20 protein-coding genes and 3 tRNA genes are annotated in these 25,489 nt (G+C 71.3%); 20 read left to right on the plus strand and 3 right to left on the minus strand.

Features of this window, described 5'->3' with window-relative positions:
* Nucleotides 1–15: 15 nt before the first annotated feature.
* Entirely contained in the window at nt 16–1,044 is a 1,029-nt protein-coding gene (gene ilvC, locus OVA15_RS02360) for a ketol-acid reductoisomerase (protein ID WP_024290753.1), read from the plus strand.
* Between the two features lie 77 nt (nt 1,045–1,121).
* On the opposite strand, the gene OVA15_RS02365 is transcribed toward ilvC, so the two are convergent.
* Nucleotides 1,122–1,793: an AIM24 family protein gene (locus OVA15_RS02365; protein ID WP_006215175.1), complete on the minus strand. Its 672-nt coding sequence runs from the start codon at nt 1,791–1,793 to the stop codon at nt 1,122–1,124.
* 156 nt (nt 1,794–1,949) lie between these two features.
* Here OVA15_RS02365 and metG point away from each other — a divergent pair, with 156 nt between their 5' ends.
* The 10 genes from metG to OVA15_RS02415 all read left to right on the plus strand — a co-directional run bounded on the left by metG (nt 1,950) and on the right by OVA15_RS02415 (nt 12,507).
* Nucleotides 1,950–3,557, plus strand: coding sequence for a methionine--tRNA ligase (metG, locus tag OVA15_RS02370; protein WP_268142841.1), 1,608 nt, complete (start codon nt 1,950–1,952; stop codon nt 3,555–3,557).
* 97 nt (nt 3,558–3,654) lie between these two features.
* Nucleotides 3,655–4,734 carry a 3-isopropylmalate dehydrogenase gene (locus tag OVA15_RS02375; RefSeq protein ID WP_268142842.1) on the plus strand — a complete coding sequence of 360 codons (1,080 nt, stop codon included), beginning with the start codon at nt 3,655–3,657 and terminating at the stop codon, nt 4,732–4,734.
* A 98-nt stretch (nt 4,735–4,832) separates the two neighbouring features.
* Nucleotides 4,833–5,930: a branched-chain amino acid aminotransferase gene (locus OVA15_RS02380; protein ID WP_268142843.1), complete on the plus strand. Its 1,098-nt coding sequence runs from the start codon at nt 4,833–4,835 to the stop codon at nt 5,928–5,930.
* A 91-nt stretch (nt 5,931–6,021) separates the two neighbouring features.
* On the plus strand, nt 6,022–6,798 hold the full coding sequence (locus tag OVA15_RS02385) for a fumarylacetoacetate hydrolase family protein (protein ID WP_268142844.1): 777 nt from the start codon (nt 6,022–6,024) through the stop codon (nt 6,796–6,798).
* A 45-nt stretch (nt 6,799–6,843) separates the two neighbouring features.
* A complete protein-coding gene (gltX, locus tag OVA15_RS02390; RefSeq protein WP_268142845.1) occupies nt 6,844–8,382 on the plus strand; it encodes a glutamate--tRNA ligase in 1,539 nt (512 codons plus the stop codon).
* 126 nt (nt 8,383–8,508) lie between these two features.
* A tRNA-Gln gene (locus OVA15_RS02395) sits at nt 8,509–8,580 on the plus strand.
* A gap of 1 nt (nt 8,581) precedes the next feature.
* Nucleotides 8,582–8,654: transfer RNA gene (locus tag OVA15_RS02400), tRNA-Glu, on the plus strand.
* A gap of 124 nt (nt 8,655–8,778) precedes the next feature.
* Nucleotides 8,779–8,851 (plus strand) — tRNA-Glu (locus OVA15_RS02405).
* A 286-nt stretch (nt 8,852–9,137) separates the two neighbouring features.
* On the plus strand, nt 9,138–10,895 hold the full coding sequence (locus OVA15_RS02410) for a dynamin family protein (RefSeq protein ID WP_268142846.1): 1,758 nt from the start codon (nt 9,138–9,140) through the stop codon (nt 10,893–10,895).
* A 178-nt stretch (nt 10,896–11,073) separates the two neighbouring features.
* Entirely contained in the window at nt 11,074–12,507 is a 1,434-nt protein-coding gene (locus OVA15_RS02415; RefSeq protein ID WP_326493254.1) for a GTPase, read from the plus strand.
* A gap of 104 nt (nt 12,508–12,611) precedes the next feature.
* On the opposite strand, the gene OVA15_RS02420 is transcribed toward OVA15_RS02415, so the two are convergent.
* Complete coding sequence (locus OVA15_RS02420) at nt 12,612–13,385, minus strand: IclR family transcriptional regulator (RefSeq protein WP_024290745.1); 774 nt, start codon at nt 13,383–13,385, stop codon at nt 12,612–12,614.
* A 161-nt stretch (nt 13,386–13,546) separates the two neighbouring features.
* On the opposite strand from OVA15_RS02420, the gene leuC reads away from it, so the two are divergent.
* The 6 genes from leuC (at nt 13,547) to OVA15_RS02450 (ending at nt 20,263) form a co-directional block, all read left to right on the plus strand.
* A complete protein-coding gene (leuC, locus tag OVA15_RS02425) occupies nt 13,547–14,983 on the plus strand; it encodes a 3-isopropylmalate dehydratase large subunit (protein WP_268142849.1) in 1,437 nt (478 codons plus the stop codon).
* A 74-nt stretch (nt 14,984–15,057) separates the two neighbouring features.
* Nucleotides 15,058–15,657 (plus strand): 3-isopropylmalate dehydratase small subunit, encoded by a 600-nt coding sequence (leuD, locus tag OVA15_RS02430; protein ID WP_006215048.1) that lies wholly within the window; start codon nt 15,058–15,060, stop codon nt 15,655–15,657.
* 157 nt (nt 15,658–15,814) lie between these two features.
* Nucleotides 15,815–17,131, plus strand: coding sequence for a UDP-N-acetylglucosamine 1-carboxyvinyltransferase (gene murA, locus OVA15_RS02435; protein WP_268142851.1), 1,317 nt, complete (start codon nt 15,815–15,817; stop codon nt 17,129–17,131).
* A gap of 26 nt (nt 17,132–17,157) precedes the next feature.
* Nucleotides 17,158–17,946 carry a lysophospholipid acyltransferase family protein gene (locus OVA15_RS02440; protein WP_024290742.1) on the plus strand — a complete coding sequence of 263 codons (789 nt, stop codon included), beginning with the start codon at nt 17,158–17,160 and terminating at the stop codon, nt 17,944–17,946.
* A complete protein-coding gene (locus OVA15_RS02445) occupies nt 17,943–19,094 on the plus strand; it encodes an NAD(P)H-dependent glycerol-3-phosphate dehydrogenase (RefSeq protein ID WP_241180058.1) in 1,152 nt (383 codons plus the stop codon). Before OVA15_RS02440 ends, OVA15_RS02445 begins: the two co-directional genes overlap by 4 nt.
* On the plus strand, nt 19,091–20,263 hold the full coding sequence (locus tag OVA15_RS02450; RefSeq protein WP_204783022.1) for a D-alanine--D-alanine ligase family protein: 1,173 nt from the start codon (nt 19,091–19,093) through the stop codon (nt 20,261–20,263). The genes OVA15_RS02445 and OVA15_RS02450 overlap by 4 nt, the downstream gene beginning before the upstream one ends.
* Nucleotides 20,264–20,270: 7 nt before the next feature.
* Here OVA15_RS02450 and OVA15_RS02455 read toward each other — a convergent pair whose 3' ends face one another.
* Nucleotides 20,271–20,765, minus strand: a complete 495-nt coding sequence (locus OVA15_RS02455) for a DUF3515 family protein (RefSeq protein WP_006215053.1) — start codon at nt 20,763–20,765, stop codon at nt 20,271–20,273.
* Between the two features lie 154 nt (nt 20,766–20,919).
* Here OVA15_RS02455 and thiL point away from each other — a divergent pair, with 154 nt between their 5' ends.
* Genes thiL through OVA15_RS02470 form a run of 3 tightly spaced genes read left to right on the plus strand, consistent with a single transcriptional unit; the run spans nt 20,920 to nt 25,488 of the window.
* Nucleotides 20,920–22,185: a thiamine-phosphate kinase gene (gene thiL / locus OVA15_RS02460; RefSeq protein WP_268142857.1), complete on the plus strand. Its 1,266-nt coding sequence runs from the start codon at nt 20,920–20,922 to the stop codon at nt 22,183–22,185.
* Nucleotides 22,121–23,188, plus strand: coding sequence for a DAK2 domain-containing protein (locus OVA15_RS02465; protein WP_206390017.1), 1,068 nt, complete (start codon nt 22,121–22,123; stop codon nt 23,186–23,188). Before thiL ends, OVA15_RS02465 begins: the two co-directional genes overlap by 65 nt.
* Entirely contained in the window at nt 23,188–25,488 is a 2,301-nt protein-coding gene (locus tag OVA15_RS02470; RefSeq protein ID WP_268142860.1) for an ATP-dependent DNA helicase RecG, read from the plus strand. Before OVA15_RS02465 ends, OVA15_RS02470 begins: the two co-directional genes overlap by 1 nt.
* The last annotated feature ends 1 nt before the right edge of the window (nt 25,489 follow it).

Here is a 25,489-nt window from a genome sequence, read left to right on the forward strand (position 1 = left end):
GAGATGCACACGAACATGGCAGCAGAGATCTTCTACGAGGATGACGCCGACCTCTCGATCATCCAGGGCCGCAAGGTCGCGGTCATCGGCTACGGCTCCCAGGGCCACGCCCACGCGCTGAACCTGCGCGACTCGGGCGTCGACGTCCGCATCGGCCTGGCCGAGGGCTCCCGCTCGCGCGCCAAGGCCGAGGCCGAGGGCCTGCGCGTCCTGACGGTGGCCGAGGCCGCCGCCGAGGCCGACGTCATCATGATCCTGACCCCGGATCAGGTCCAGCGCACCGTGTACGCCGAGTCGATCCAGCCGAACCTCAAGGACGGCGACGCGATCTTCTTCGCCCACGGCTTCAACATCCGCTACGGCTACATCGAGGCCCCCCAGGGCGTCGACGTCGCCATGGTCGCCCCCAAGGGCCCGGGCCACACCGTGCGCCGCGAGTTCGAGGCCGGCCGCGGCGTCCCGGACCTGGTCGCCGTGGAGGTCGACGCCTCCGGCAAGGCCCTCGAGCTCGCCCTGTCCTACGCGAAGGCCATCGGCGGCGCCCGCGCCGGCGTCATCAAGACGACCTTCGCCGAGGAGACCGAGTCGGACCTGTTCGGCGAGCAGGCCGTGCTGTGCGGCGGCATGTCCCAGCTGGTCCAGTACGGCTTCGAGACCCTGACCGAGGCCGGCTACCAGCCGGAGATCGCCTACTTCGAGGTCCTGCACGAGCTCAAGCTGATCGTCGACCTGATGGTCGAGGGCGGCATCTCCAAGCAGCGCTGGTCGATCTCGGACACCGCCGAGTACGGCGACTACGTCTCCGGCCCGCGTGTGATCGACCCGTCGGTCAAGGAGAACATGCAGGCCGTGCTCGCCGACATCCAGGACGGCACCTTCGCCCGCCGGTTCATCGAGGACCAGGACAACGGGGCCAAGGAGTTCCTGGAGCTGCGCGAGAAGGGCCAGGGACACAAGATCGAGTCCGTCGGCCGCGAGCTGCGCAAGCTGTTCGTCTGGTCGGACTCGGACGCCGACTACAACGAGGGCTCCGCCGCTCGCTGATCCGCGCAGCACCTCATCACGACGGCGGCCTCCCCTCCATCAGGAGGGGAGGCCGCCGTCGCGCTGTGCGCAGCCGATCAGCTGCCGGTGGTGATCACCGGAACGCCCTCGGAGGGCTGGACGACCACGAAGCCGGGGCCGTGGAAGGCCAGCTGGAAGGCCTCCCCGGATCCGCCGCGGAACATGCCCGAGAAGTTGAAGTCGTTCTTGATGGACGGCGCCAGGTTGGTGGACCAGCACACCGCGGCCTGGGGATCCACGAAGGTGGGCTGTGTCGAGGCATCCAGGACCATGGGCTCGCCGTCGCAGCACACGGCGATGAAGCCGTGACCGGACAGCTCGAGGTTGAACAGGCCGCCGGCCATGAAGCCCGCGCCCTGGATGCGCTTGATGTCCCAGTTCAGGGAGCCGTCGAAGGCCAGCAGGGAGTCGGAGTCGACCGTGATGGCCTCGCCCTCGAGCTGGATCAGGAAGATGTTGCGCGCCTGGCGCGCGAAGAAGACCTCGCCCTGGCCGGAGACGCGCATCATGGCCCCGCCCTCGCTGGTCATGGCCTTCTTGAGGAACTTGCCCAGGGAGCCGGAGCCCTCGTGGGTGAAGGTCATCTGCCCCTGATAGGCCACCATGGCGCCCTTGGTGGCGATGATGTCCTGGGACATGTTGACCCGGAGCATCTTGGAGGACTGCAGGGCCCACTGGTCCTGCGTCTCGCGCTCCATGTGATCCGGGGCGAACAGTTCGCTGCGCATCGCGTGCCTTTCGTGCTGGGAGACGCCCGACGGTCGCGGGCAGGATCAGCGTCTCACATGAAATTGCTTAAGTGAATACCTGACGGGATCGTGGCCGCTCCGTGTCGGGGCGGGCACGGCGCCGGCGGTGGGGCGGGCGCGGTCGTCGCCGCTACGATGGTCCGCGTGACTTCTGAGCAGACTGCCGACGTGAGCGCCGAGACCCCCGAGCCCGAGACCGTGACCAGCGCGCGACCGGCGTTCTACCTCACGACCGCCATCTCGTACCCCAATGGGGCGCCGCACATCGGGCACGCCTACGAGGCCATCGCCGCGGATGTCCTGGCCCGGTTCAAGCGCCTGGACGGCTATGACGTCCGCTTCCTGACCGGCACCGACGAGCACGGCCAGAAGATGCAGCAGACCGCCGACCGCGAGGGCATCGCGCCCAAGCAGCTCGCCGATCGCAACGCGGCCGCATTCCGGTCCATGGACGACATGCTCCAGGTCTCCTACGACCGCTTCATCCGCACCACGGATGCGGATCACTACGAGGCCTCGCAGGAGATCTGGCGGCGCATGGAGGCCAACGGGGACATCTACCTGGACACGTACTCGGGGTGGTACTCGGTGCGCGACGAGGCCTACTACGCCGAGGACGAGACCGAGGTCGTCGACGGCGTGCGCCTGTCCAAGGGCACTGGCACGGAGCTGACCTGGACCGAGGAGTCCTCCTACTTCTTCCGGCTCTCCGCCTATCAGGACCGTCTGCTGGCCCTCTACGAGGACGGGCTGGTGGGCCCGCAGTCGCGCAGCAACGAGGTCGCTGAATTCGTGCGCGGCGGACTGCGCGACCTGTCGATCTCGCGGACCACCTTCGACTGGGGCGTCCCCGTGCCCGGGGACCCGGATCACGTCATGTACGTGTGGGTGGACGCCCTGACCAACTACCTGACGGGTGTGGGCTACCCGGATGTCGACGGCGAGCTCTTCCAGAAGTTCTGGCCGGCGGACGTGCACATCATCGGCAAGGACATCATCCGCTTCCACTCGGTCTACTGGCCGGCCTTCCTGATGTCGGCCGGACTGCCGGTCCCGCGGAAGGTCTTCGGGCACGGCTTCCTGTTCAACCAGGGCGAGAAGATGTCCAAGTCCGTGGGCAACGTGATCGACCCGCAGTCGCTGGTCAGCGCCTACGGCCTCGACGCCCTGCGCTTCTTCCTCATGCGCGAGGTCCCCTTCGGACAGGACGGCTCGTACTCGCACGAGGCGATCGTCTCGCGCATCGATTCGGACCTGTCGAATGACCTCGGCAACCTGGCTCAGCGCTCGCTGTCCATGGTGGCCAAGAACCTCGAGGGCCGCGCCCCGCAGCCGGGCGAGCTCACGGCCGAGGACCGCCAGATCCTCGACGACGCCCACGCCCTGCTGCCGCAGGTCCGCGAGGCCTTCGACGCGCTTCAGTTCCATCGCGGTCTGGAGCAGATCTGGAAGGTCGTGGCGCAGTGCAACCGCTACTTCAGCTCGCAGGAGCCGTGGGTGCTGCGCAAGACCGATCCCGAGCGCATGGCCACGGTGCTGTGGTCCACGCTCGAGGTCGTGCGCACGGTCGCCGTGCTGGTCCAGCCCGTCATGCCCGGATCGGCCGCACGCCTGCTCGACGCGCTCGGGCAGGAAGCGCAGGACCGCGAGTTCACCGCGCTGTCGCGCGAGCTCGTGCCCGGCGCACCGCTGCCCAAGCCCACGCCGGTCTTCCCGCGCTACGAGGAGCCCTCGAAGGAGTGAGCGCCCTGCCTGCCCGCAACGTGGACGTCCGTCTCACATCATGAGATGACATCGCGGGCCGGGGACGGCGGGCCCGCGCCGTCGTATCGTGAGGGGCATGACCGCGCAGAACACCGCCACCGCCTCATCCGCCTCCCACCGCATCGCCGTGATCCCCGGGGACGGGATCGGCCCGGAGGTCGTCGCCCAGTCGCAGAAGGTGCTGGCGGCGGTGTGCGCCCCGGCAGGGATCGAGCTGCAGGAGACCAGCTTCCCGCTGGGCGCCGAGCACTGGCTGGCCACGGGGGAGACCCTGCCGGATGAGACGCTCGAGCAGCTGCGCGGCTATGACGCCATCCTCTTCGGCGCTGTGGGCGCGGCTCCTGGCGACAAGCGGATCCCGTCGGGGATCATCGAGCGCGAGATGCTGCTGAAGATGCGCTTCAGCCTGGACCACTACATCAACCTGCGCCCGTCGGAGCTGTTCCCCGGCGCGGTCTCTCCGCTGAGCGACCCCGGGAACATCGACTTCGTCGTGGTCCGGGAGGGCACCGAGGGCCCGTACACCGGCAACGGCGGTGCGCTGCGCGAGGGCACCGATCAGGAGATCGCCACGGAGGTCTCGATCAACACCGCCCACGGCGTGCAGCGCCTGGTGCGCTACGCCTTCGAGCTGGCGGCCGAGCGGCCCCGGCACAAGCTGACGCTCGTGCACAAGCACAACGTCCTGGTCCACTCCGGGCGCCTCTACCAGCGCACGGTGGATGCGATCGCCCAGGAGTTCCCGACGGTCGAGGTCGACTACATGCACATCGACGCCGCGACCATCCACATGACCGTGGATCCGGCTCGATTCGACGTCATCGTCACGGACAACCTCTTCGGCGACATCATCACCGACCTCGCCGGCGCCGTCTCCGGCGGCATCGGCCTGGCTCCCTGCGGCAACATCAATGCCGCTCGCACCGCGCCGTCCATGTTCGAGCCCGTCCACGGCTCGGCCCCGGATATCGCCGGACAGGGCATCGCCGACCCCACCGCCTCGATCCTGGCGGGGGCCATGATGCTGGATCATCTGGGACACCCCCAGCAGGCCCAGCAGGTCCGCGACGCCGTGCGCCGCGACCTGGAGGCCTCCGGCTCGCAGCGCCGCAGCACCGAGCAGATCGGCGACGCGGTCGTCGCCGCCCTGGCCTGATCAGGCCAGGGCTCCCGCACCACCAGCACACAGGCTCTCCGGCTCCCGAGCCGGGCGCAGGCCGCGCGCGCAGCCGCGGCAGAATCGACGGAACCGACATGAGCATCGACTTCCAGCGCACCCCGAACCCGAATCCGGCCACCGCCCAGCAGCGCGAGGAGATCCTGGCCGCGCCCGGCTTCGGGCAGCACTTCACCGATCACATGGTCACGATCGAGTGGACCGGCGACGTCGAGTCGGGCGAGGGCTCGTGGGGCACCCCGCACCTGCAGCCCTACGGGCCGCTCCAGCTCGACCCGGCGGCCGCCGTGCTGCACTACGGGCAGGAGATCTTCGAGGGGCTGAAGGCCTACCGGCACGACGACGGCTCCGTATGGACCTTCCGCCCCGAGTCCAACGCGAGCCGGCTGCGCCGCTCCGCCCAGCGGCTGGTCATGCCCGAGCTGCCGGAGGAGCTCTTCCTGGCCTCCCTGCGCGAGCTCGTGAGCGCCGATCAGGACTGGGTGCCCTCAGGGGACGGGCAGTCGCTGTACCTGCGCCCGTTCATGATCGCCACGGAGTCCTACCTGGGGGTCCGGCCCGCGCGCCGCTACCTCTTCTGCGTGATCGCCTCTCCGGCGGGCTCCTACTTCGGCACGGTCGACACCGTCGACATCTGGCTGTCCCAGGACTACGCCCGCGCCGGCGTGGGCGGGACCGGCTCGGCCAAGTGCGGCGGCAACTACGCGGCCTCGCTGATCGCCCAGATGGAGGGCGAGGCCCACGGCTGCGCCCAGGTGCTGTTCACCGATCCGAACCGCGACCACGCGGTCGAGGAGCTCGGCGGCATGAACGTGTTCTTCGTCTTCGACGACGACCGCCTGGTGACCCCCGAGCTGACCGGGACCATCCTGGAAGGCGTGACCCGCTCGTCGATCATCGAGCTGGCCGAGGCCCGCGGGATGACGGTCGAGCAGCGACGATTCACGCTCGACGAGTGGCGCGAGGGCGTGCGCAGCGGGCACCTCACGGAGGTCTTCGCCTGCGGCACCGCCGCGGTCATCTCCCCGGTCGGTCGGCTGATCTCGTCCCAGGAGGCCATCGGCCCGGACGACGCCCGGCCCGGAGAGGTCACCATGGCCCTGCGCGAGCAGCTGCTCGGCATCCAGACCGGCGCCGTGGAGGACACCCGCGGCTGGACGTCCCGGCTGGCCTGAGCCGACGCCGGCCGCAGCGCCCCGGAAGCCCCCGCGCGAGCGGGCGGTCCCGGGGCGCTGCCGCGTCGGGGGCGGGGCTTAGGCTGAGAGCATGCGCATCAGCCGATTCACCGTCGAGAACGAGATCCACTACGGCGTCGTCCAGGGCGAGGGGGAGGACCAGGTCGTGGTCCCCATCGCCGGCGACCCCTTCTACAACGGCATCCAGCCGATCGAGGGAGCGTCGTGGAAGGCGCAGGACGTCCGCCTGCTGGCTCCCGTGATCCCGCGCTCCAAGATCGTGTGCGTGGGGCGCAACTACGCCGACCACGCCGCGGAGATGGGCAACGAGCTGCCCACCAGCCCCATGCTGTTCTTCAAGCCGAACACCTCCGTGGTGGGCCCCGGCGACCCCGTCACGCTGCCGTCGTGGACCGAGCGCGTGTCCTACGAGGCCGAGCTGGCCGTGGTCATCGGCCGGATCTGCAAGGACGTCCCGGCGGAGAAGGCCGATGAGGTCGTCTTCGGCTACACCGCCGCCAACGACCTCACCGCCCGCGACGCCCAGGAGACCGACGGCCAGTGGGCCCGCGCCAAGGGCTTCGACGGCTCGTGCCCGCTGGGCCCGTGGATCGAGACCGAGCTGGACCCCTCCGACCTGCGCATCGCCTCGCGCGTGGACGGGCAGACCAAGCAGGACTCCTCGACCGCCCAGATGGTCTTCTCGGTCGCCGAGATCATCGCCTACGCCTCAGCGGCGTTCACACTGCTGCCCGGCGACGTCATCCTCACCGGAACCCCGGCGGGAGTGGGCCAGGTGGATGAGGGGGATCGGATCGAGGTCGAGGTCGAGGGCATCGGCACCCTGGCCACCGTGCTGCGACGCTGAGCCGGGGCTCAGCCAGGCGGCGTCGGCGCCTAGACTGGCGTCATCATGACTGACGTATCCACGGACGCCCCCCAGGGCGAAGCACAGATCACCCCCAGCGCAGCCGCGACCGGCTCGGACATCCGCGTCCGGTTCTGCCCGTCACCCACAGGAACCCCGCACGTGGGCCTGGTGCGCACCGCCCTGTTCAACTGGGCGTGGGCCCGGCACACCGGCGGCAAGCTGATCTTCCGCATCGAGGACACCGACGCCAGCCGCGACTCGCAGGAGTCCCTGGACCAGCTCGTCGAGGCCCTGCAGTGGCTGGGCATCGACTGGGACGAGGGCTACGGCGTGGGCGGGCCCCACGAGCCGTACCGCCAGTCCCAGCGCGGCGAGCTGTACCAGGACGTGATCGCCAAGCTGAAGGACGCCGGGGCGATCTACGAGTCCTTCTCCACTCCGGAGGAGGTCGAGGCCCGCCACCGGGAGGCCGGGCGCGATCCCAAGCTCGGCTATGACGGCTTCGACCGCGATCTCACTGATGAGCAGATCGCAGCCTTCCGCGCCGAGGGTCGCGAGCCCGTGCTGCGCCTGCGCATGCCGGACGAGGACATCACCTTCACCGACCTGGTCCGCGGCGAGATCACCTTCGGCGCCGGCTCCGTGCCGGACTTCGTGGTGGTGCGCGCCAACGGCCAGCCGCTGTACACCCTGGTCAACCCGGTCGACGACGCCCTCATGGGCATCACCCACGTGCTGCGCGGAGAGGATCTGCTCTCGTCGACCCCGCGGCAGATCGCGCTGTACGACGCCCTGGTGCGCGTGGGCGTCGCCGAGCGGATCCCCGAGTTCGGCCACCTTCCCTACGTGATGGGGGAGGGCAACAAGAAGCTGTCCAAGCGCGATCCGGAGTCCAACCTCTTCCATCACCGCGACGCAGGCTTCATCCCGGAGGGCCTGCTGAACTACCTGGGGCTGCTGGGCTGGTCGCTGTCCGCCGATGAGGACGTGTTCACCACGCAGCAGTTCATCGAGGCCTTCGACATCCACGACGTCCTGGCCAATCCCGCGCGCTTCGACGTCAAGAAGGCCACGGCGATCAATGCGGATCACATCCGCATGCTGGAGCCGCAGGACTTCCGCGACCGCCTGGTGCCGTACCTGCAGGCCGGGGGAGTGCTCGGCGAGACCCTGACGCAGCGCCAGGAGCAGATCCTGGACGCGGCCGCTCCGCTCGTGCAGACCCGCATGGACCTGCTGGGCGAGTCGGTCGCCCTGCTGGGCTTCCTGTTCGTCGACGACGTCGAGCTCGTCCATGACGAGACCGCCGTGTCCAAGCTCAAGGAGTCGGCGCCGCAGGTGCTGGCCGCGGCCCGCACGGCGCTGGCCGATCTGGACGACTTCACGGCCGAGCCGATCGAGACCGCCCTGCGCGAGGCGATCGTGGACGGGCTGGAGATCAAGCCGCGGCTGGCCTTCGGCCCGGTGCGCGTGGCCGTCTCCGGGCGCCAGGTCTCGCCGCCGCTGTTCGAGTCGCTGGAGATCCTGGGGAAGGACGCGGCGCTGGCACGCATCGACGCACTGGCCGCTCGACTGGGCTGAGATCGCCCGAGGCCCGGCCGTCGGATGGATTTGCTGAGGCGGTCGGCCTTGGGTATAGTTTCAGCCTGTTGCGCGCAGGAATGCGAGGCGGACCGAGAGGTTCACGTCGAGGACTTGCGCTGACAGTGGGGTATGGTGTAATCGGCAACACTACGGTTTCTGGTACCGTCATTCTAGGTTCGAGTCCTGGTACCCCAGCGGCCCCATCGTATAGCGGCCTAGTACTCCGCCCTCTCACGGCGGCAACACCGGTTCGAATCCGGTTGGGGTCACTTCCGCTGACAGCTGCGTCGCACCTGAGGGTGCGGCGCAGTTGTTCACGAGACCACCGGCGCACCTCGTCGGATGCATGACCCGGTCCTCGGATCGGGAACCCGCTCGCACTGCGAGCACCTCGGCCCCATCGTATAGCGGCCTAGTACTCCGCCCTCTCACGGCGGCAACACCGGTTCGAATCCGGTTGGGGTCACACCGAGGCGAAGCCCCGGACCACCTGGTCCGGGGCTTCTTCCATCTCTGCGTCGCGCTCTCGCGCGCCGGGACTCCGGGTCGATCCTGCACGCGCCTTCCTGTCCATGGACCGCTGACGCCGCTGCGGGCTCCTGAACCCGTGCACTGCGGGTTCGTGGCAGATGCGCATCCGATCAGCCCTGATGGGGTGCGCATGTGTCACCAATCGGCTGCCGGCCTGCGCCGGGCGGCTTCGGCGCGGGGCTGAAGCGCTGCCGGGGGAGGGTGCGGCATGATGGTCCACCGTGAGCACCGCCCCAGATCCTTCCGCGAACGGCCGCACCCCCGCCGAGGCCGTCGACGAGCTGCGCACGGTCCTGTCCCAGGTCAGCCTGCCCTTGGACACTCCGGACGCGCGGCCCGGACGCGACTCCGCCCGACGCAGCCTCGACCAGATCGACGACTACGTCCTGCCCCGCGTGCGCCACCTCGACGCCCCGCTGCTGGCGGTCGTGGGCGGCTCGACCGGGGCAGGGAAGTCGACCGTGGTCAATGCCCTGATCGGCCGCCCCGTCACCCGGGCGGGCGTGGTGCGCCCGACGACCCGCCAGCCCATGCTGATCCACCACCCCGACGACGCCGCGGCCTTCGAGGGCACCCGTGTGCTGCCGCACCTGGCTCGCGTGCGAGGCAGGCTGGCGCGCACGGAGGACTCCGGCGGGGAGCTCGGTGCGCCCGAGACCGCAGCAGCGGGGACGAGTCTCGTGCTGCTCGCCGACGAGGGCGCGGATCGCGGCATCGCCCTGCTGGACGCCCCGGACATCGACTCGGTCTCTGACGCGAACCGGAAGCTGGCCGGGCAGCTGCTGGCAGCCGCCGACCTCTGGCTGTTCACCACGACCGCCAACCGCTACGCCGACGCAGCCGCCTGGGACCTGCTCATCGAGGCCGGCCGCCGCCAGATCACCGTCGCCGTGATCCTGGACCGCGTACCGGCAGGGGCGGCCGAGGAGATCGAGCCGGACCTGCGGCGCATGCTCACGGAGAAGGGCCTGGGGGAGGCGCCGATCTTCGTGATCCCCGAGTCCCCGCTCAACGCCGCCCAGATGCTGCCGGTCGCGGCCGTGGATCCGCTGCGCATGTGGCTCAGCGACCTGGCCGCCGACGCCCAGGCCCGCTCCGAGGTCGCCCGTCGGACGCTCGGAGGTGCGCTCGAGCAGCTGGCTGAGCGCACCGACGACGTCGCCGACGCGGTGGCCGCGCAGAAGGAGGTCGCCGACCAGCTTCGCTCGGACGTCGAGGAGGCCTACCGCCGGGCCCTGGAGGCGATCGACGACGCCACGCGCGACGGCTCCCTGCTGCGCGATGAGGTGCTCTCGCGCTGGCAGGACTACGTGGGCACCGGCGAGTTCTTCCGCTCGCTGGAGGCCAAAATCGGGCGCTGGCGCGATCGAGCCGGAGCGGCACTGCGCGGCAGGCCTGCGCCGGAGGTCCAGGTCGAGCAGGCCCTGGAGACCGGGCTGCAGGCCGTGATCATCGAGGAGCTGGCCAAGGCCGGCGAGCAGTCCCAGCGCCGGTGGCGCGCGGACGCCGCCGGGCGCGGGCTGCTCGGCGGAGATGACCTGGGGCGACTGCCCGACGACGTCCCCGAGCGCTCCGCCGAGGTGATCCGGGCCTGGCAGGGCGAGATCATGACGATGATCCGGAGCGAGGGCGCGGGCAAGCGCACACAGGCTCGGCTGATGTCGATCGGGCTGAACATCGTCACGGTCGGGCTGATGGTGGTCGTGTTCTCCATGTCGGCGGGGCTGACGGGAGCGGAGGTCGGGATCGCCGGAGCCTCCGGAGTGGTGGGCACCAAGCTGCTGGAGGCGGTGTTCGGCGAGGACGCCGTGCGCCGGATGGCCCAGCAGGCACGTGAGGACCTGGAGCGCAGGATGGAGGAGTTCGTGGAGCAGCTCGAGCAGCCGTGGAGGCAGCGCCTGGAGGCGGTCGCCGATCCGGAACCCGCGCGGCTGAAGGAGGCGGCTGCTGCCGTCCGCGCGGCGGGGGAGGCGCTGTGAGGCTCCCGGGGCGGCGCACCCGCCGCGATCCGCACGCCGATCTGGATCAGCGCCTGAGCGCCCTGCGCGAGGCCGTCGACCTGGCCGCGGGCGCCTGGACGAGGAGGCCCTGCAGCTCGGCGAGGACGCCCTGGCTCGGGCGGCAGGACGGCGCGCTCTGTCTGCCGAGCACACCGTGGTGGGCTTCTTCGGAGCCACGGGCTCGGGGAAGTCGTCGCTGCTGAACACCCTGCTGGGCCGCCAGGTGGCTCGAGCCGCGGTCCAGCGGCCCACGACCTCCGAGCCGATGGCCGTGCTTGGCGGGCTGCCGGGAGCCGATCCGCTGCTGGACTGGCTGGAGGTCCGCGACCGGCGCGTCCTCGAGGAGCTGGCGGCCGAGCCGTGGTCCCAGGGACCGGCGGGGCTGTGGACGCCCGTGCCCGAGGGGCTGATCCTGCTCGATCTGCCGGACGTGGACTCCGTGGCCCGCGAGCACCGGCAGATCGCCTCGCGTCTTGCGGGAATGGTCGACGTCGTCGTGTGGGTCGTTGACCCCCAGAAGTACGCGGATGCGGTGCTGCACGACCACTTCATCGCTCCGCTGTCGCGCCACGCCTCGTCCACCCTGGTGGTGCTCAACCAGGCCGACCGCCTCCCGGCCGGAGAGGTGCCGCGCGTGCTGGAGTCGCTGCGCGAGGTCCTGGCCCAGGACGGGCTGCGCACGGACGGCCGCGCCGCGCCGATCGCAGCCTCGGCGGCCCGGGGCACGGGCATCGGGCAGCTGCGGGAGGCGATCGCCGAGGTCGTCGAGGCCAAGGCCGCCGCCTCGGAGCGCCTGTCCGGGGATGTCGACTCCGCCGCCGAGGCGCTCGAGGCCTCCCACGGCGCGGGACGGCCCGACGGCGTCACTCCGTTCGCCCGCGAGTCCCTCGTGGACGGCCTGGCGACCGCGGCGCAGGCCGACGGGATCGCCGCTGCGGCCTCCCGCAGCTATGTCCTGCACGCCTCACGGCACACCGGATGGATGCCGGTGCGGTGGCTCGGAGCCTTCCGCAAGGATCCGCTCAAGCGCCTGCACCTGCAGGGGGCTGAGCAGGGTTCCGCAGAGGGGACCGAACCGTCGCTGCACCGCAGCTCGCTGCCTCCCATGGGCGCCGCCCAGCGCGCCGCAGGAGACACCGCGGTGCGCCGCTTCGCGCAGGAGGCCGCCCATGGCGCGTCACCTGCCTGGGAGCGCTCGATCCGCGAGGCGGCCCGATCGCACGACGAGCAGCTGCCCGACGCCCTGGACCAGGCTCTCGCCCGCACGGACCTGCGCCGCGGCGCGCGGTCCTGGTGGTGGGTTCCCATGGGCATCGTGCAGTGGCTGCTGCTGCTCATGGCCGTGGCGGGTCTGCTCTGGCTCACCGGGCTGTTCGCCCTGGACTACCTGCAGATCCCGGTGCCGAGCGCACCCGAGGTCCGGGACACCGGCATCCCGGTGCCCACGCTGCTGGTGGTCACCGGCCTGGTGGCCGGGCTGGTCTTCGGGATGCTCTCGGCCGCCCTGGCGCGGCTGTCGGCCTCCCGACGACGGGGCGCGTACGGCGCAGGCTGCGCGAGCAGATCGCCGACGCGGCCCAGACCCATGTGATCGATCCGGTCGAGGCGGAGCTGTCCCGGCAGGAGCGCCTCACCGAGGCCCTGGTGCGCACCAGGGGCTGAGGGCCCAGCGCCGGCAGCCCGCGGACCGTCGGCTCAGAGTCCCGGGCGGATAGCCTGGGTGAGCTGACGCGCCGCCGCCACGACCGTCTCGGCGTGCAGCCGTCCGGGCTGGCGGGTCAGGCGCTCGATCGGTCCCGAGATCGACGCGGCGGCGATGACGCGCCCGGACGGTCCCCGCACCGGAGCGGAGACCGAGGCGATGCCCGCCTCGCGCTCGCCGATGGACTGGGACCAGCCGCGGCGTCGGACTCCGGAGAGCATGGTGGCCGTGAAGCGGGCGCCCTGCAGGCCCTCAAGCAGGCGGCTGTGATCCTCCCAGGCGGTGAGCACCTGGGCCGCCGAGCCCGCCTTCATGGACAGCTGGGTGCCGACCGGGATGGTGTCGCGCAGGCCGATCGGGCGCTCCGAGGAGGCCACGCAGACGCGCCATTCTCCCTGGCGCCTGAAGATCTGCGCGGACTCGCCGGTGGCATCGCGCAGCTGCACGAGCGTGGGGCCTGCCGCGGCGATCAGGCGGTCCTCGCCGGCGGCCGAGGAGAGCTCGACCAGGCGCGGGCCCAGCACGAACCTCCCCTGGATGTCCTTGCCGAGCAGCCGGTGATGCGCCAGGGCGGAGGCCAGCCGGTGGACGGTGGGCCGCGAGTAGCCGGTGGCCGAGACCAGCTGGGCCAGTGAGGCGGGGCCGGCCTCGAGGGCATCGAGGATCCCGGAGGCCTTGTCGATCACCCCGACTCCGCTGGGGGAGAAGGAGGTCTCCGCCTCGGCGGAGGTGCTGCGGAGGGGGTCGGAGGCCCGCGGAGTGTCCATGTTGCGATACTACGTCTCAGGATGCGAGATGTCTTCCCATCATGTGGCGGAATCCGCGCGGCGGGCCGATCCTGTGTGCATGACTCCGGCGGCCGCATGGCCGCCCTCTTCCGCCTCGCCCCGATCGGGCGGGCGCGGAGCTCTTCAGCGGAAGGACCACCATGTCGACTGAGACCCAGTCAGCGCCTCTCACCCTGGCCGAGAAGGTCTGGCAGCAGCACCTCGTGCGCCGCGGCGAGGACGGGCAGCCGGACCTGCTCTACATCGACCTCCACCTGATCCACGAGGTCACCTCGCCGCAGGCCTTCGAGGGCCTGCGCCTGGCGGATCGGCCGCTGCGGCGCGTGGACCTCACTATCGGCACCGAGGACCACAACACGCCCACCGAGGACATCTTCTCGACGATCGCCGATCAGACCTCACGCAAGCAGATCGAGGCCCTGCGCTCGAACACCGAGGAGTTCGGCGTCCGGCTGCACCCTCTGGGCGATGACGAGCAGGGCATCGTCCATGTGGTGGGCCCCCAGCTGGGGCTGACCATGCCGGGCATGACCGTCGTGTGCGGCGACTCCCATACCTCCACCCACGGGGCCTTCGGCTCGCTGGCCATGGGCATCGGCACCTCCGAGGTCGAGCACGTCATGGCCACGCAGACCCTGCCGCTGGCACCGTTCAAGACGATGTCCATCCGGATCGACGGCCACCTGCGCCCGGGGGTCTCCTCCAAGGACATCATTCTGGCGGTCATCGCCGAGATCGGCACCGGCGGCGGCCAGGGCTATGTCCTGGAGTACCGCGGCACCGCCATCGAGGAGCTGTCGATGGAGGCCCGCATGACGATCTGCAACATGTCGATCGAGGCGGGCGCGCGCGCCGGGATGATCGCCCCGGACGAGACCACGTTCGACTACGTCAAGGGCCGCCCGCACGCCCCCGAGGGCGAGCTGTGGGACCAGGCGGTCGAGCACTGGCGCAGCCTGCGCACGGATGACGACGCCGTCTTCGGCGCCGAGGTCGTGATCGATGCCGACACCCTCGAGCCGTTCGTGACCTGGGGGACCAACCCGGGCCAGGGCGTCTCGCTGTCGGGGGAGGTCCCGGATCCCGAGGACTTCACCGACGACAGCGCCAAGACCGCGGCGCAGCGCGCCCTGACCTACATGGGCCTCACTCCCGGCACCCCGCTCAAGGAGGTTCCCGTGGATGTGGTCTTCCTGGGCTCGTGCACGAACTCGCGCATCGAGGACCTGCGCCTGGCGGCCGAGGTCGTCAGGGGCCGCACCAAGGCCCCGAACGTCGAGATGATGGTCGTCCCCGGCTCCCAGAAGGTCCGGCTGCAGGCCCAGGAGGAGGGCCTCGATCAGATCTTCAAGGACTTCGGCGCGGACTGGCGCTTCGCCGGCTGCTCCATGTGCCTGGGAATGAACCCGGACCAGCTGGCCCCGGGGCAGCGCTGCGCCTCCACCTCGAACCGCAACTTCGAGGGTCGACAGGGCAAGGGCGGTCGCACGCATCTGGTCTCGCCCGTCGTCGCCGCCGCCACGGCCGTGCGCGGCACGCTCTCGGCCCCGTCCGACCTCGAGCCCGTCTCGGTCTGATCGGGCCCAGCGCCCGCCTCGCACACGTCCAGCACCCGCCCGGGCCGAGCCCGGCAGCACTCCAGGAGGACCCCGTGGAGAAGTTCAGCACCCACACCGGCATCGCAGCGCCGCTGCGCCAGTCGAATGTCGACACCGACCAGATCATCCCCGCCGTCTACCTCAAGCGGATCACCAAGACGGGCTTCGAGGACGCCCTGTTCGCCCAATGGCGCACCCAGGACGACTTCGTGCTCAACCAGGACGCCTACCGCGACGCGAGCATCCTGGTGGCCGGTCCGGACTTCGGCACCGGCTCCTCGCGCGAGCACGCCGTGTGGGCGCTGCGCGACTACGGCTTCAAGGTCGTGATCTCGCCGCGCTTCGCCGATATCTTCCGCGGCAACTCGGGAAAGCAGGGGCTGCTGGCGGCCCAGGTCGAGCAGTCGGACGTGGAGCTGCTGTGGAAGCAGATCGAGGCCGAGCCGGAGGTCCCCACCACGGTGGATCTCACCGCGCGCACCGTCTCGGTGGGCAGCGTCACCGTGCCGTTCCAGATCGACGACTACACCGCGTGGCGGCTGTCCGAGGGGCTCGACGACATCGGCCTGACCCTGCAGCACGAGGATCGGATCCGCGAGTTCGAGGCCCAGCGCCCGGCCTGGCTGCCCACGACCCTCCCCGCTCGGACCTGAGGCCCTCGAGGAGGCGGATCGTGACCTGGGCGGATGAACCGCCCATGAGGGCAGTGCGAACACGCGGGGCCGTCCTCTCGTAGGATGGTCCCTCGAAGCAGCGCGATCGCTGCGCGCATCGAGCAATTGCCGTGGGCTCACGGCAGATCGGGAGACCATGTCCAGCGCACTGACCATCACGGGCGGGGTTCCGCTCCAGGGCACGATCAAGGTCCGGGGAGCCAAGAACCTCGTACCCAAAGCCATGGTGGCCGCGCTGCTGGGCGCCACCCCCTCGACGCTGCGCAACGTCCCGCACATCAAGGACGTCCAGGTCGTCACCGATCTGCTGTCCCTGCACGGAGTGGCGGTCGACAACGACGGCCAGGGCAAGCTGCACCTCGACCCGTCGAACGTGGTCCGGGCCCAGCACGCGGACATCGATGCCCACGCCGGCGACTCCCGCATCCCGATCCTGCTGTGCGGCCCGCTGCTGCACACCCTGGGCGAGGCCTTCATCCCCGACCTGGGCGGCTGCAAGATCGGCGATCGCCCCATCAACTACCACCTCGATGTCCTGCGCCACTTCGGCGCCAAGGTCGAGAAGCTCGACTCCGGCATCCGCATGTCCGCCCCCAACGGGCTGCACGGCGCCAAGGTCGAGCTGCCGTACCCGTCGGTGGGGGCCACCGAGCAGGTGCTGCTCGCCACGCGCGCTCGCGGGCGCACCGAGCTGCGCGGCGCCGCGACCGAGCCCGAGATCATGGACCTGATCGCGATCCTGCAGAAGATGGGCGCGATCATCACGGTGCAGACCGATCGCGTGATCCACATCGAGGGCGTCGAATCGCTGTCCGGCTACAACCACAGCGCCATGTCCGATCGCATCGAGGCGGCCTCCTGGGGCTCGGCCGCACTGGCCACCGGCGGAGACATCTTCGTCGAGGGCGCCACGCAGGCGGACATGATGACGTTCCTCAACACCTTCCGGAAGGTCGGCGGCGATCTCGACATCCGCGAGGACGGCATCCGCTTCTCCCATCCGGGAACGGCGCTCAAGCCGATCGTCGTGGAGACGGATGTCCACCCCGGCTTCATGACCGACTGGCAGCAGCCGCTCGTCGTGGCGCTGACGCAGGCCGAGGGCGTGTCGATCGTGCACGAGACCGTCTACGAGAACCGCTTCGGCTTCACCCACGCGCTGCAGCGCATGGGAGCCAACATCCAGCTGCACCGCGACTGCCTGGGCTCCACGCCCTGCCGCTTCGGCCAGTCCAACTACGTGCACTCCGCGATCATCTCCGGACGCACCGAGCTGCGGGCCCAGGACATCCACGTCCCGGACCTGCGCGGCGGCTTCTCGCACCTGATCGCGGCCCTGTCCGCCGAGGGCGTCTCCCATGTGACCGGCGTCGAGCTGATCGAGCGCGGCTACGAGCACTTCACCACGAAGCTCGAGGCCCTGGGCGCCACGTTCGACGTCGCGAACAGCTGATCCGCTCGAACCGCAGGGAGCTGCACATGGCCCGCACCCGCCGCTCCGGTCGACGCAGCGAGCTCAATCTCGAGCTGCAGATCCTCCAGCGGCTCGTGCGGCTGCCCTACGGGCTGCTGGCCCGCCGCCGCGTCGAGCATCTGGAGCGGATCCCGTCCGACGGCCCGTGCCTGATCGTGGCCAACCACGTCACCGAGATCGACCCGATCACGGTGGGGCTCAGCGTCGTCGATGCCGGGCGCACGCCCCGGTTCCTGGCCAAGGAGTCGCTGTTCCGCATCCCCGTACTCGGGTTCCTGCTGCATCGGATCGGGCAGGTGCCCGTGCACCGGGGCACTCGCGACACCGCCCAGGCCCTCAGCGACGCCCAGGACCACCTGGCTCGCGGCGGGGTCGTCGTGATCTATCCGGAGGGCACGCTGACCCGGGATCCGCTGCGCTGGCCCATGCACGCCTACCCCGGTGCGGCGCGGCTGGCTCTGGGCCTCGACGTCCCCGTGATCCCGATCGCCCACTGGGGAGACCAGCAGATCCTGGGCCGCGACAGCCGGTGGCGGGTGCACGTGAGCCTCCGTCCCCGGCGGCCGGTGCGGGTGCGCGTGGGCGAGCCCGTGGACCTGAGCCGCTTCCGCAGCACGCGTGCGCCCGGGCAGACTGGGCGCACGGATGCCGAGAGGGTCGCGGCCGTGCCGCGCGCCGCGGCCGCTGAGGCCACCGATGCCATCCTGGACGCGATCGCCGCTGAGCTGTCCGTCCTGCGCGACGAACCCGTTCCGCCCACCCGATGGGACCGACGCCTCAGGGGACGACGATGACGCAGCATTCCGAGCAGCTGACCCGCGACGGCGACGCCGCGCAGGATCTGGGCGCTCCCGAGCCGAGGTGGAGCCCGCGCCGGGCCGCCGTGCTGGGCGCCGGATCCTGGGGAACGACCTTCGCCAAGATCCTCACCGACGCCGGGCTCAGCGGCGAGGGCCCGGCCCCCGAGGTCGTGCTGTGGGGCCGGGACGCAGAGGCGATGTCCCGCATCGCCCGCACTCGGGTCAACGAGCGCTACGTCCCCGGCACGCACCTGCCCGATCCGCTGCAGGTCACCGCGGACCTGGCCCAGGCCCTGGAGGGGGCGGACCTGGTCGTGCTGGCTGTTCCCGCTCAGGCCCTGCGCGCGCAGATGGCTGCCGTGGCGCAGCACCTCGAGCACGAGGCCGTGCTGGTCTCGCTGGCCAAGGGCCTCGAGCGGGGCACGGGGCTGCGCATGAGCGAGGTCGCGGCCGAGGTCCTGGCCGAGCAGCGCCCGGAGGGCCACCCGCTGGGCGGGCGCGAGCGCGAGGGCTGGAGCCGGCGGCTGTGCATCGTCTCGGGCCCGAATCTGGCCATGGAGATCGCCGACGAGCAGCCCACCGCCTCGGTGGTGGCGGCAGCCGATCCGCAGCTGGCCGCCGATGTGGCCCGCGCCGTGGCCGCGCCCTACTTCCGCCCGTACACGAACACCGATGCCGTGGGCACGGAGATCGCCGGACTGACCAAGAACGTGATCGCCTTGTCCGTGGGCATCTGCGACGGCCGCCACTACGGCGACAACTCCAAGGCCTCCGTGATCACCCGCGGGCTGGCGGAGTCCACCCGGCTGGCCCTGGCGCTCGGGGCTCGCAGCGAGACCATGGCTGGGCTGGCCGGGATCGGCGATCTGGTGGCCACCTGCTCATCGCCGCTGTCGCGCAACCGGACGGCCGGGCGCCTGCTGGGACAGGGCCGCACGCTCGAGCAGATCGACCGCGAGATGACGCAGACCGCCGAGGGCCTGAAGTCCGCGCCTGCTGTGCTGCAGCTCGCGCGGGCGCACGGGGTCGACATGCCGATCACCGAGGCCGTCGTGGCTATCCTGGACGGTCGCATCACCGTCGAACACCTCGCCCCGCTGCTGCTGGGCCGCGAACTGAAAGCGGAGGCAACCACCGCATGAGCACCATCGATCCCGCAGCCGCTGAACCGCAGACCGCAGCCCCGTCGTCCCGCCCCCGTGTGGCGATCCTGTTCGGCGGGCGCTCCTCCGAGCACAGCATCTCGCTGGTCACCGCCCGGGGCGTGCTCGGGGCGATCGACCGCGAGCACTGGGACGTGGTGACCGTGGGGATCGCGCGCACGGGCGAGTGGTTCCTCTTCTCGCAGGACGAGCTCGAGGCGCTGCTCGACGAGAACCCCATCACCGAGCTGCCGGTCGGCGAGCAGATGGTCTCGCTGCCCATGGGCTCCGGCGACACCGAGCTGCTGATCCGCGACATCTCCGGCGAGGGCCCGGCCCAGGAGCGCCGCGAGCACATCGACGTCGTGCTGCCGCTGCTGCACGGCCCCTACGGCGAGGACGGCACCCTTCAGGGGATGCTCGAGCTCGCCGACATGCGCTACGTGGGCTGCGGGGTGACGTCCTCGGCCGTGGGCATGGACAAGCACTTCATGAAGGTCGCCTTCGAGTCGGCCGGGCTGGAGGTCGGGCCGTACATCGTGGCCAAGGACCGGCGCTGGCGCAGCGAGCCGGAGGCGGTCCTGGACGAGATCGCTCAGCTGGCGGCGCCCGTCTTCGTGAAGCCCGCCCGAGCCGGATCGTCGTTCGGCATCACCCGGGTGGATGACCCGAGCGATCGTTCGGCTGTCACCGCCGCGGTGGAGGAGGCCCGGTCCTTCGACCGCAAGGTGGTCGTGGAGGCCGGGATCTCCGGGCGCGAGATCGAGTGCGCCGTGCTGCAGGGCCACGGGCAGGACGCTCCGCGCGTCTCGCTGCTCGGGGAGATCGTCGTGGTGGACGAGCATTCGTTCTACGACTTCGAGGCCAAGTACGTCGCGCAGGACTCCGCGCAGCTCAGCTGCCCGGCCGAGGTCCCGGAGGCGACCGCCGAGCGCATCCGCGCGGACGCCGCCCGGGCCTTCGAGGCCGTCGACGGCGAGGGGCTCTCGCGCGCCGACTTCTTCCTGGCCGACGACGGCCGCGCCCTCATCAACGAGGTCAACACCATGCCGGGATTCACCTCGATCTCCATGTACCCGCGGCTGTGGGAGGCCTCCGGCCTGCCCTACGACGCCCTGCTCGACGAGCTGCTGCGCCTGGCCCTCGAGCGGCCAGTCGGGCTGCGCTGAGCCCGGCTCAGGTCTGCGGGACCTCGTCCACGGAGAGGCACTCGGAGTCCTGCGGCACGGTCGAGACCGCGCTGCCCAGATCGACCAGAGCGGTCGAGGACGGCACGACCGTGGTGTCGAAGGTGATCTCGAAGGCGGGATCGCGCCCGTAGGTCGTGGCCTGCCACTGGTTGTCGGACTCGAGATCGCGGATCAGCCAGTCCACACCGTTCACGCGCGTGCACAGATCGGTCGTGGGCTCCGGGGGAGTCACCCCGCAGCGCACGACGGCCGCCGAGGGATCCCCGTAGGCCGTGGTGCCCTGGCTCGAGGTCTGGCGCTGGTCCTGCCCGCTGATCTGCTCCGGCATGGCGAGCATGGCGGGCGCGCACTCCGGATTCGCGGCGTCCTCGGCAGCCTCGACCTGCGCGGTGCTCGAGCCGCAGCCCGTGAGCAGGACCAGGCCGGCGGCCGTCAGAGCCGCAGCGCGGAGGGGGAGCAGGGGATTCGGACCGGAGCGCATGGCCCGGATCCTATCGCCCGGCTCCAGCGGGCCTCGAATCGCGCAGAACCGCCGCACGGGACCGCCGGCACGCACGCCCTCAGGGCGCAGCGAGCGGCTGTGCTGTCCGCCCAGGTGGCTAGCGTGAGCCCCGATGAACCGAGAGGCGGCGCAGATGACCAGGCAGGACAGCACGGGCGGCTCGACGCTGCGAGGCCAGGGGCCTGGGACTGCTCGCGCAGCGGCCGTGGACGGCTCGTCGGAGGCTTCCGCCGAGCCGTCCACGGCAGCGGAGGCTCTCGCCGGCCGCAGCGTGGGGGAGACCTCCGAATCGGAGCTGCTCTCCGCCTTCCTGCCGCTGCTGCAGGGCGAGGACTCGCCGTACCTGCAGCTGGGCCCGGGTGATGACTGCGCGGTGATCGCCGCCCCGGACGGGCGCTTCGTGATCACCACGGACACCCAGGTCGAGGGCCAGGACTTCCTCTCGGTGTGGCCCAGCGGCGCACGGACCGGCGGTGCGGACACCGGTGCCAAGGCAGCCGCGCAGAACCTGGCGGATGCCGCGGCCATGGGGGCGGTGCCGTCATCCATGGTCGTGTCCCTGACCCTCCCGGCGCAGACTCCGTGCCAGTGGGTCCTGGACTTCGCCCGCGGGCTGCGCGGCGGGATCCAGGCCTGCGGGGCACCGCAGCTGTCGGTGGCTGGAGGTGATCTGGGCGGGGGCGAGCAGATCTCCGTGACCGTGACGGTGACCGGGGATCTGCAGGGCCGCGAGCCCGTGCGCCGCTCGGGAGCCGCGCCGGGGCAGCGTCTTGTGCTGGCCGGGACAGTCGGGCGCGCGGCGGCCGGCTTGGCGCTGCTGCTCTCGAGCGACTACCGCCCCGGGGAGGATGCCGTCCTGGATGAGATCGCCGGCTGGCAGCTGCGGCCCGTGAGCCCCGTCCCGGCAGGCGCGCGGCTGGCGCAGGCAGGGGCCACCGCCATGATCGACGTCTCCGACGGCCTCGTGCGCGACGGCGGACGGATCGCCTCGGCCTCCGGTGTGCACCTGGAGCTGGATCCCCAGTCCCTGCAGGAGCTTGCCGAGCCCCTGCGGCCGGCGGCCGAGCTGCTGGGTGCAGACCCCCTGGAGTGGGTGCTCGCAGGCGGGGAGGACCACGGTCTGCTCGCCTGTCTCCCGGCGGATGCCCAGGTGCCCGAGGGAGTCCGTGCGATAGGCTCTGTGCGCCTTCCGGGAGCTCCCTCCGGCGGACCAGCAGCCGGTCCTCCCGGACGCGCGCAGCCCCAGGAGCCCGTCGGCGGCTGGGGCGTGAGCGTGGCAGGCGATGATGCGAACCAGCTGATCGGCGGGAGCCGCAGCGGAGGATGGGACCACTTTGAACGAGCGCAGCACAGCGAGCACGGAGGCCGTTCGGCGGTGGTTCGACCTCGCCGTCCGTGAGCTGCGCGCCAGCGCCGACATCCTGGACGCGATCAACGTCTTCCCGGTGGCCGACTCGGACACCGGAGCCAACCTCGTGACCACCGTCGGCACCGCCGCTCAGGCCGTTCAGGTGCTCGAGACCCCGGATGTCGGCGAGCTCATCTCGCTCGCCGGCCAGGCCGCGCTGGATGACGCCCGCGGCAACTCCGGTTCCCTGTTCGCCGTGTGGCTGTGCGCCGTGGGCGCCTCGCTCGAGGGCCGCGGCCTCACCGCGGATGCCTTCGCCCAGGCCCTGTCCTCGGGCGAGGTGCGCTCCTGGTCCGCCCTGACCGATCCCGTGCCGGGCACCATGCTCTCGGTGATCCGGGACATCGCCGCGGTGCAGGTCCCGGAGGCCGAGGAGCCCGGCTCCAAGCGCACGCTGCTGCACCACATGGAGCGCGTGGTCGCCGCGGCCCGGGAAGCCGTGCTCGGCTCCACCGAGGAGCTCGGGGCCCTGCAGGGCTCGGGGCGCGTGGACGCCGGCGCCCTGGGGATGCTCATCATCCTGGACGCCCTGCGCCGCACCGCCGCCGGCGAGGGCTCCGGGCGGCCCGTGCTGTGGGCCGGCGCCCCGGACGACAGCGCAGAGCCCACCGGCCAGGAGACCGGCGTGCAGGTCCAGCAGCTGCTCGAGAGCATGCGAGAGGCCGCGGCGGCCTGCGCAGCCGGGGAGGCCGGCGCGGCGGGCGGCGAGGCCGAGACCGGCGTGGAAGTCGTGGCCACCGTCGAGCTGACCGCCCTGGAGGCCGCCTCCGTGCGCTTCGAGCTCACCGAGATCGGCCGCTCCGTGATCACCTCGCCGATCTCCCAGATCGAGGGAGAGCTGTGGCGCTGGCGGGTCCACGTCCACGTGGATGATCGGCAGGCCGCCCTGGATGTCCTGTGTGCCCACGGCACGCCGCGCAATGTGGCCGTCACCGGGCTGGACCCGGAGGGCTCGGGGCGTCAGAGCCGCGTCAACCCCTCGGATCTGGACTGATGAGCCCCCGGAAGGGGAGCCGGGGCTCGGCATCCGGACCGGAGGCCCCAGCGTCGTCCGTGGACCGCGGGGATCTGGACCGCTCGCTGGCCGAGGTCCTCGGGGCCAGCTCGGCGAAGGCCTTCGAGAAGCACCTGGGCCTCGTCTCGATCGGGCAGCTGCTCGAGCACTTCCCGCGCCGGCTGGTGCCCCGCGGGGAGCTGACGTCCTTCAGCGAGCTGCGCCTGGATGAGCACGCCACGCTCGTGGCCGAGGTGCTGCGCGTGTCCACCCGGCGGATGCGCTCGCGCAGCGGCTCGATCACCGAGGTCGTGATCACCGATCGCTCGTCGGACTCCGGGCCGGATCTGCTCGCGGAGTCCACCGGGGCCACCATGACGCTGAGCTTCTTCAACGCCTGGACCGCCTCGCGCGACCTCACCAGCGGGACCCACGCGCTGTTCTCGGGCAAGGTCTCGCAGTATCGCGGCGAGCTGACGATGGCCAACCCGCACTATGCGCCGCTGGATCCCGACGACGACGTCGATGCCGCCGACGCCTTGGACAGCGCTGGTCGCCCCGTGCCGGTGTACCCGGCCGTCGCCAAGCTCACGAGCGATCGGATCGCTCAGGCCGTGCAGCTGTGCCTGGCCGCCGTGGACTGGTCCACCGTCCCGGATCCGCTGCCTCTCGAGGTCGCCCGGGAGCACCGGTACTCAGATCTGGCCAGCGCCTATCAGGCCATGCACCGTCCGGCGGATGAGCAGGAGTGGCACCGCGCCAAGGCCCGCTTCCGCCACACCGAGGCGCTCGTGCTCCAGGCTGCGCTGCTGCGTCGGCGCCAGGCGGTCGCCCAGCGCCGCGCTCCGGAGCTCACCGGCGCGGAGGGCGTGCTGCAGGAGGGCTTCGCACGACGGCTGGGCTTCAAGCTGACCGCCTCGCAGCAGGAGGTCGGGCAGCAGATCGCCGCAGATCTGGGGCAGGTCCACCCCATGAACCGGCTGCTGCAGGGCGATGTGGGCTCCGGCAAGACCGTCGTGGCGCTGCGGGCCATGCTGCAGGCTGTGGACTCCGGGGCGCAGGCCGCACTGCTCGCGCCCACCGAGGTCCTGGCCGCCCAGCACCACGCCTCGATCGTGCGCGCACTGGGGCCGCTGGGTGCGGCCGGGACGCTGGAGGGCGATCCGCAGGGAACCCGTGTGGTGCTGCTGACCGGCTCCATGCCCGCCGCCGCGCGCAAGCAGGCGCTGCTCGAGATCGTCACCGGCGAGGCCGGGATCGTGATCGGCACCCACGCGCTGCTCTCGGAGACGGTGCAGTTCCTGCGCCTGGGCCTGGTGGTGGTCGATGAGCAGCATCGCTTCGGCGTGCAGCAGCGCGACCGCCTGCGCGAGACCGGCGCCGACGAGGTCCCGCACCTTCTCGTCATGACGGCCACGCCCATCCCGCGCACCGTGGCCATGACGGTCTTCGGCGACCTCGACGTCTCGGTGCTCGAAGGGCTGCCCGCGGGACGCCAGCCGATCGACACGCACGTGGTCGGGCTGCTCGAGCACCCGGCCTGGGAGCGGCGGATCATGGCCCGGGCCGCAGAGGAGATCGCCGCAGGACGGCAGGTCTACATGGTCGCGCCCAAGATCGGGGCGGACGACGAGGTCCCGCCGTTCTCCCTGGCCGGCTCGGCCGCCGATGAGAAGGCCGCCGAGGCCATGGTCTCGACCACCTGGCTCGAGCTGCTCGTGCAGCGGGCGCCCGAGCTGGAGCAGGCGAGGGTCGCGGTGCTGCACGGGCGCCTGGACGCCGCGCAGAAGACCGAGACCATGGAGGCCTTCGCCGCCGGGGAGATCGATCTGCTGATCTGCACCACCGTGGTCGAGGTCGGCGTCGACGTCCCCAATGCCACGCTCATGGTGATCGTGGACGCCGATCGCTTCGGCATCTCCCAGCTGCACCAGCTGCGCGGGCGGATCGGTCGCGGGGCGCACCGCTCCACCTGCCTGCTGGTCACCCGCCGCGATCCCGAGCATCCCTCGCGGGAGCGGATCGCGGCCGTGGCGGCCACGACCGACGGCTTCGAGCTCGCCCAGGCCGATCTGGCTCAGCGCCGCGAGGGCGACATCCTGGGCGATGCCCAGTCCGGCGGGCGCTCCACCCTGCGGCTGCTGCGCGCCGTCGATGACGCCGGCGTCATCGAGCGCGCCCGCCGCGAGGCCCAGGCCGTGCTGACGGCCGATCCCGGGCTCGAGCAGCACCCGCAGCTGCTCGCGGCCATCCGCGCCGCGCTCGACGAGGACACCGAGAAGTACCTGGAGAGGGGCTGAT

This window comes from Kocuria sp. SL71 (genome assembly GCF_026672465.1).
GTDB classification, from domain to species: domain Bacteria; phylum Actinomycetota; class Actinomycetes; order Actinomycetales; family Micrococcaceae; genus Kocuria; species Kocuria palustris.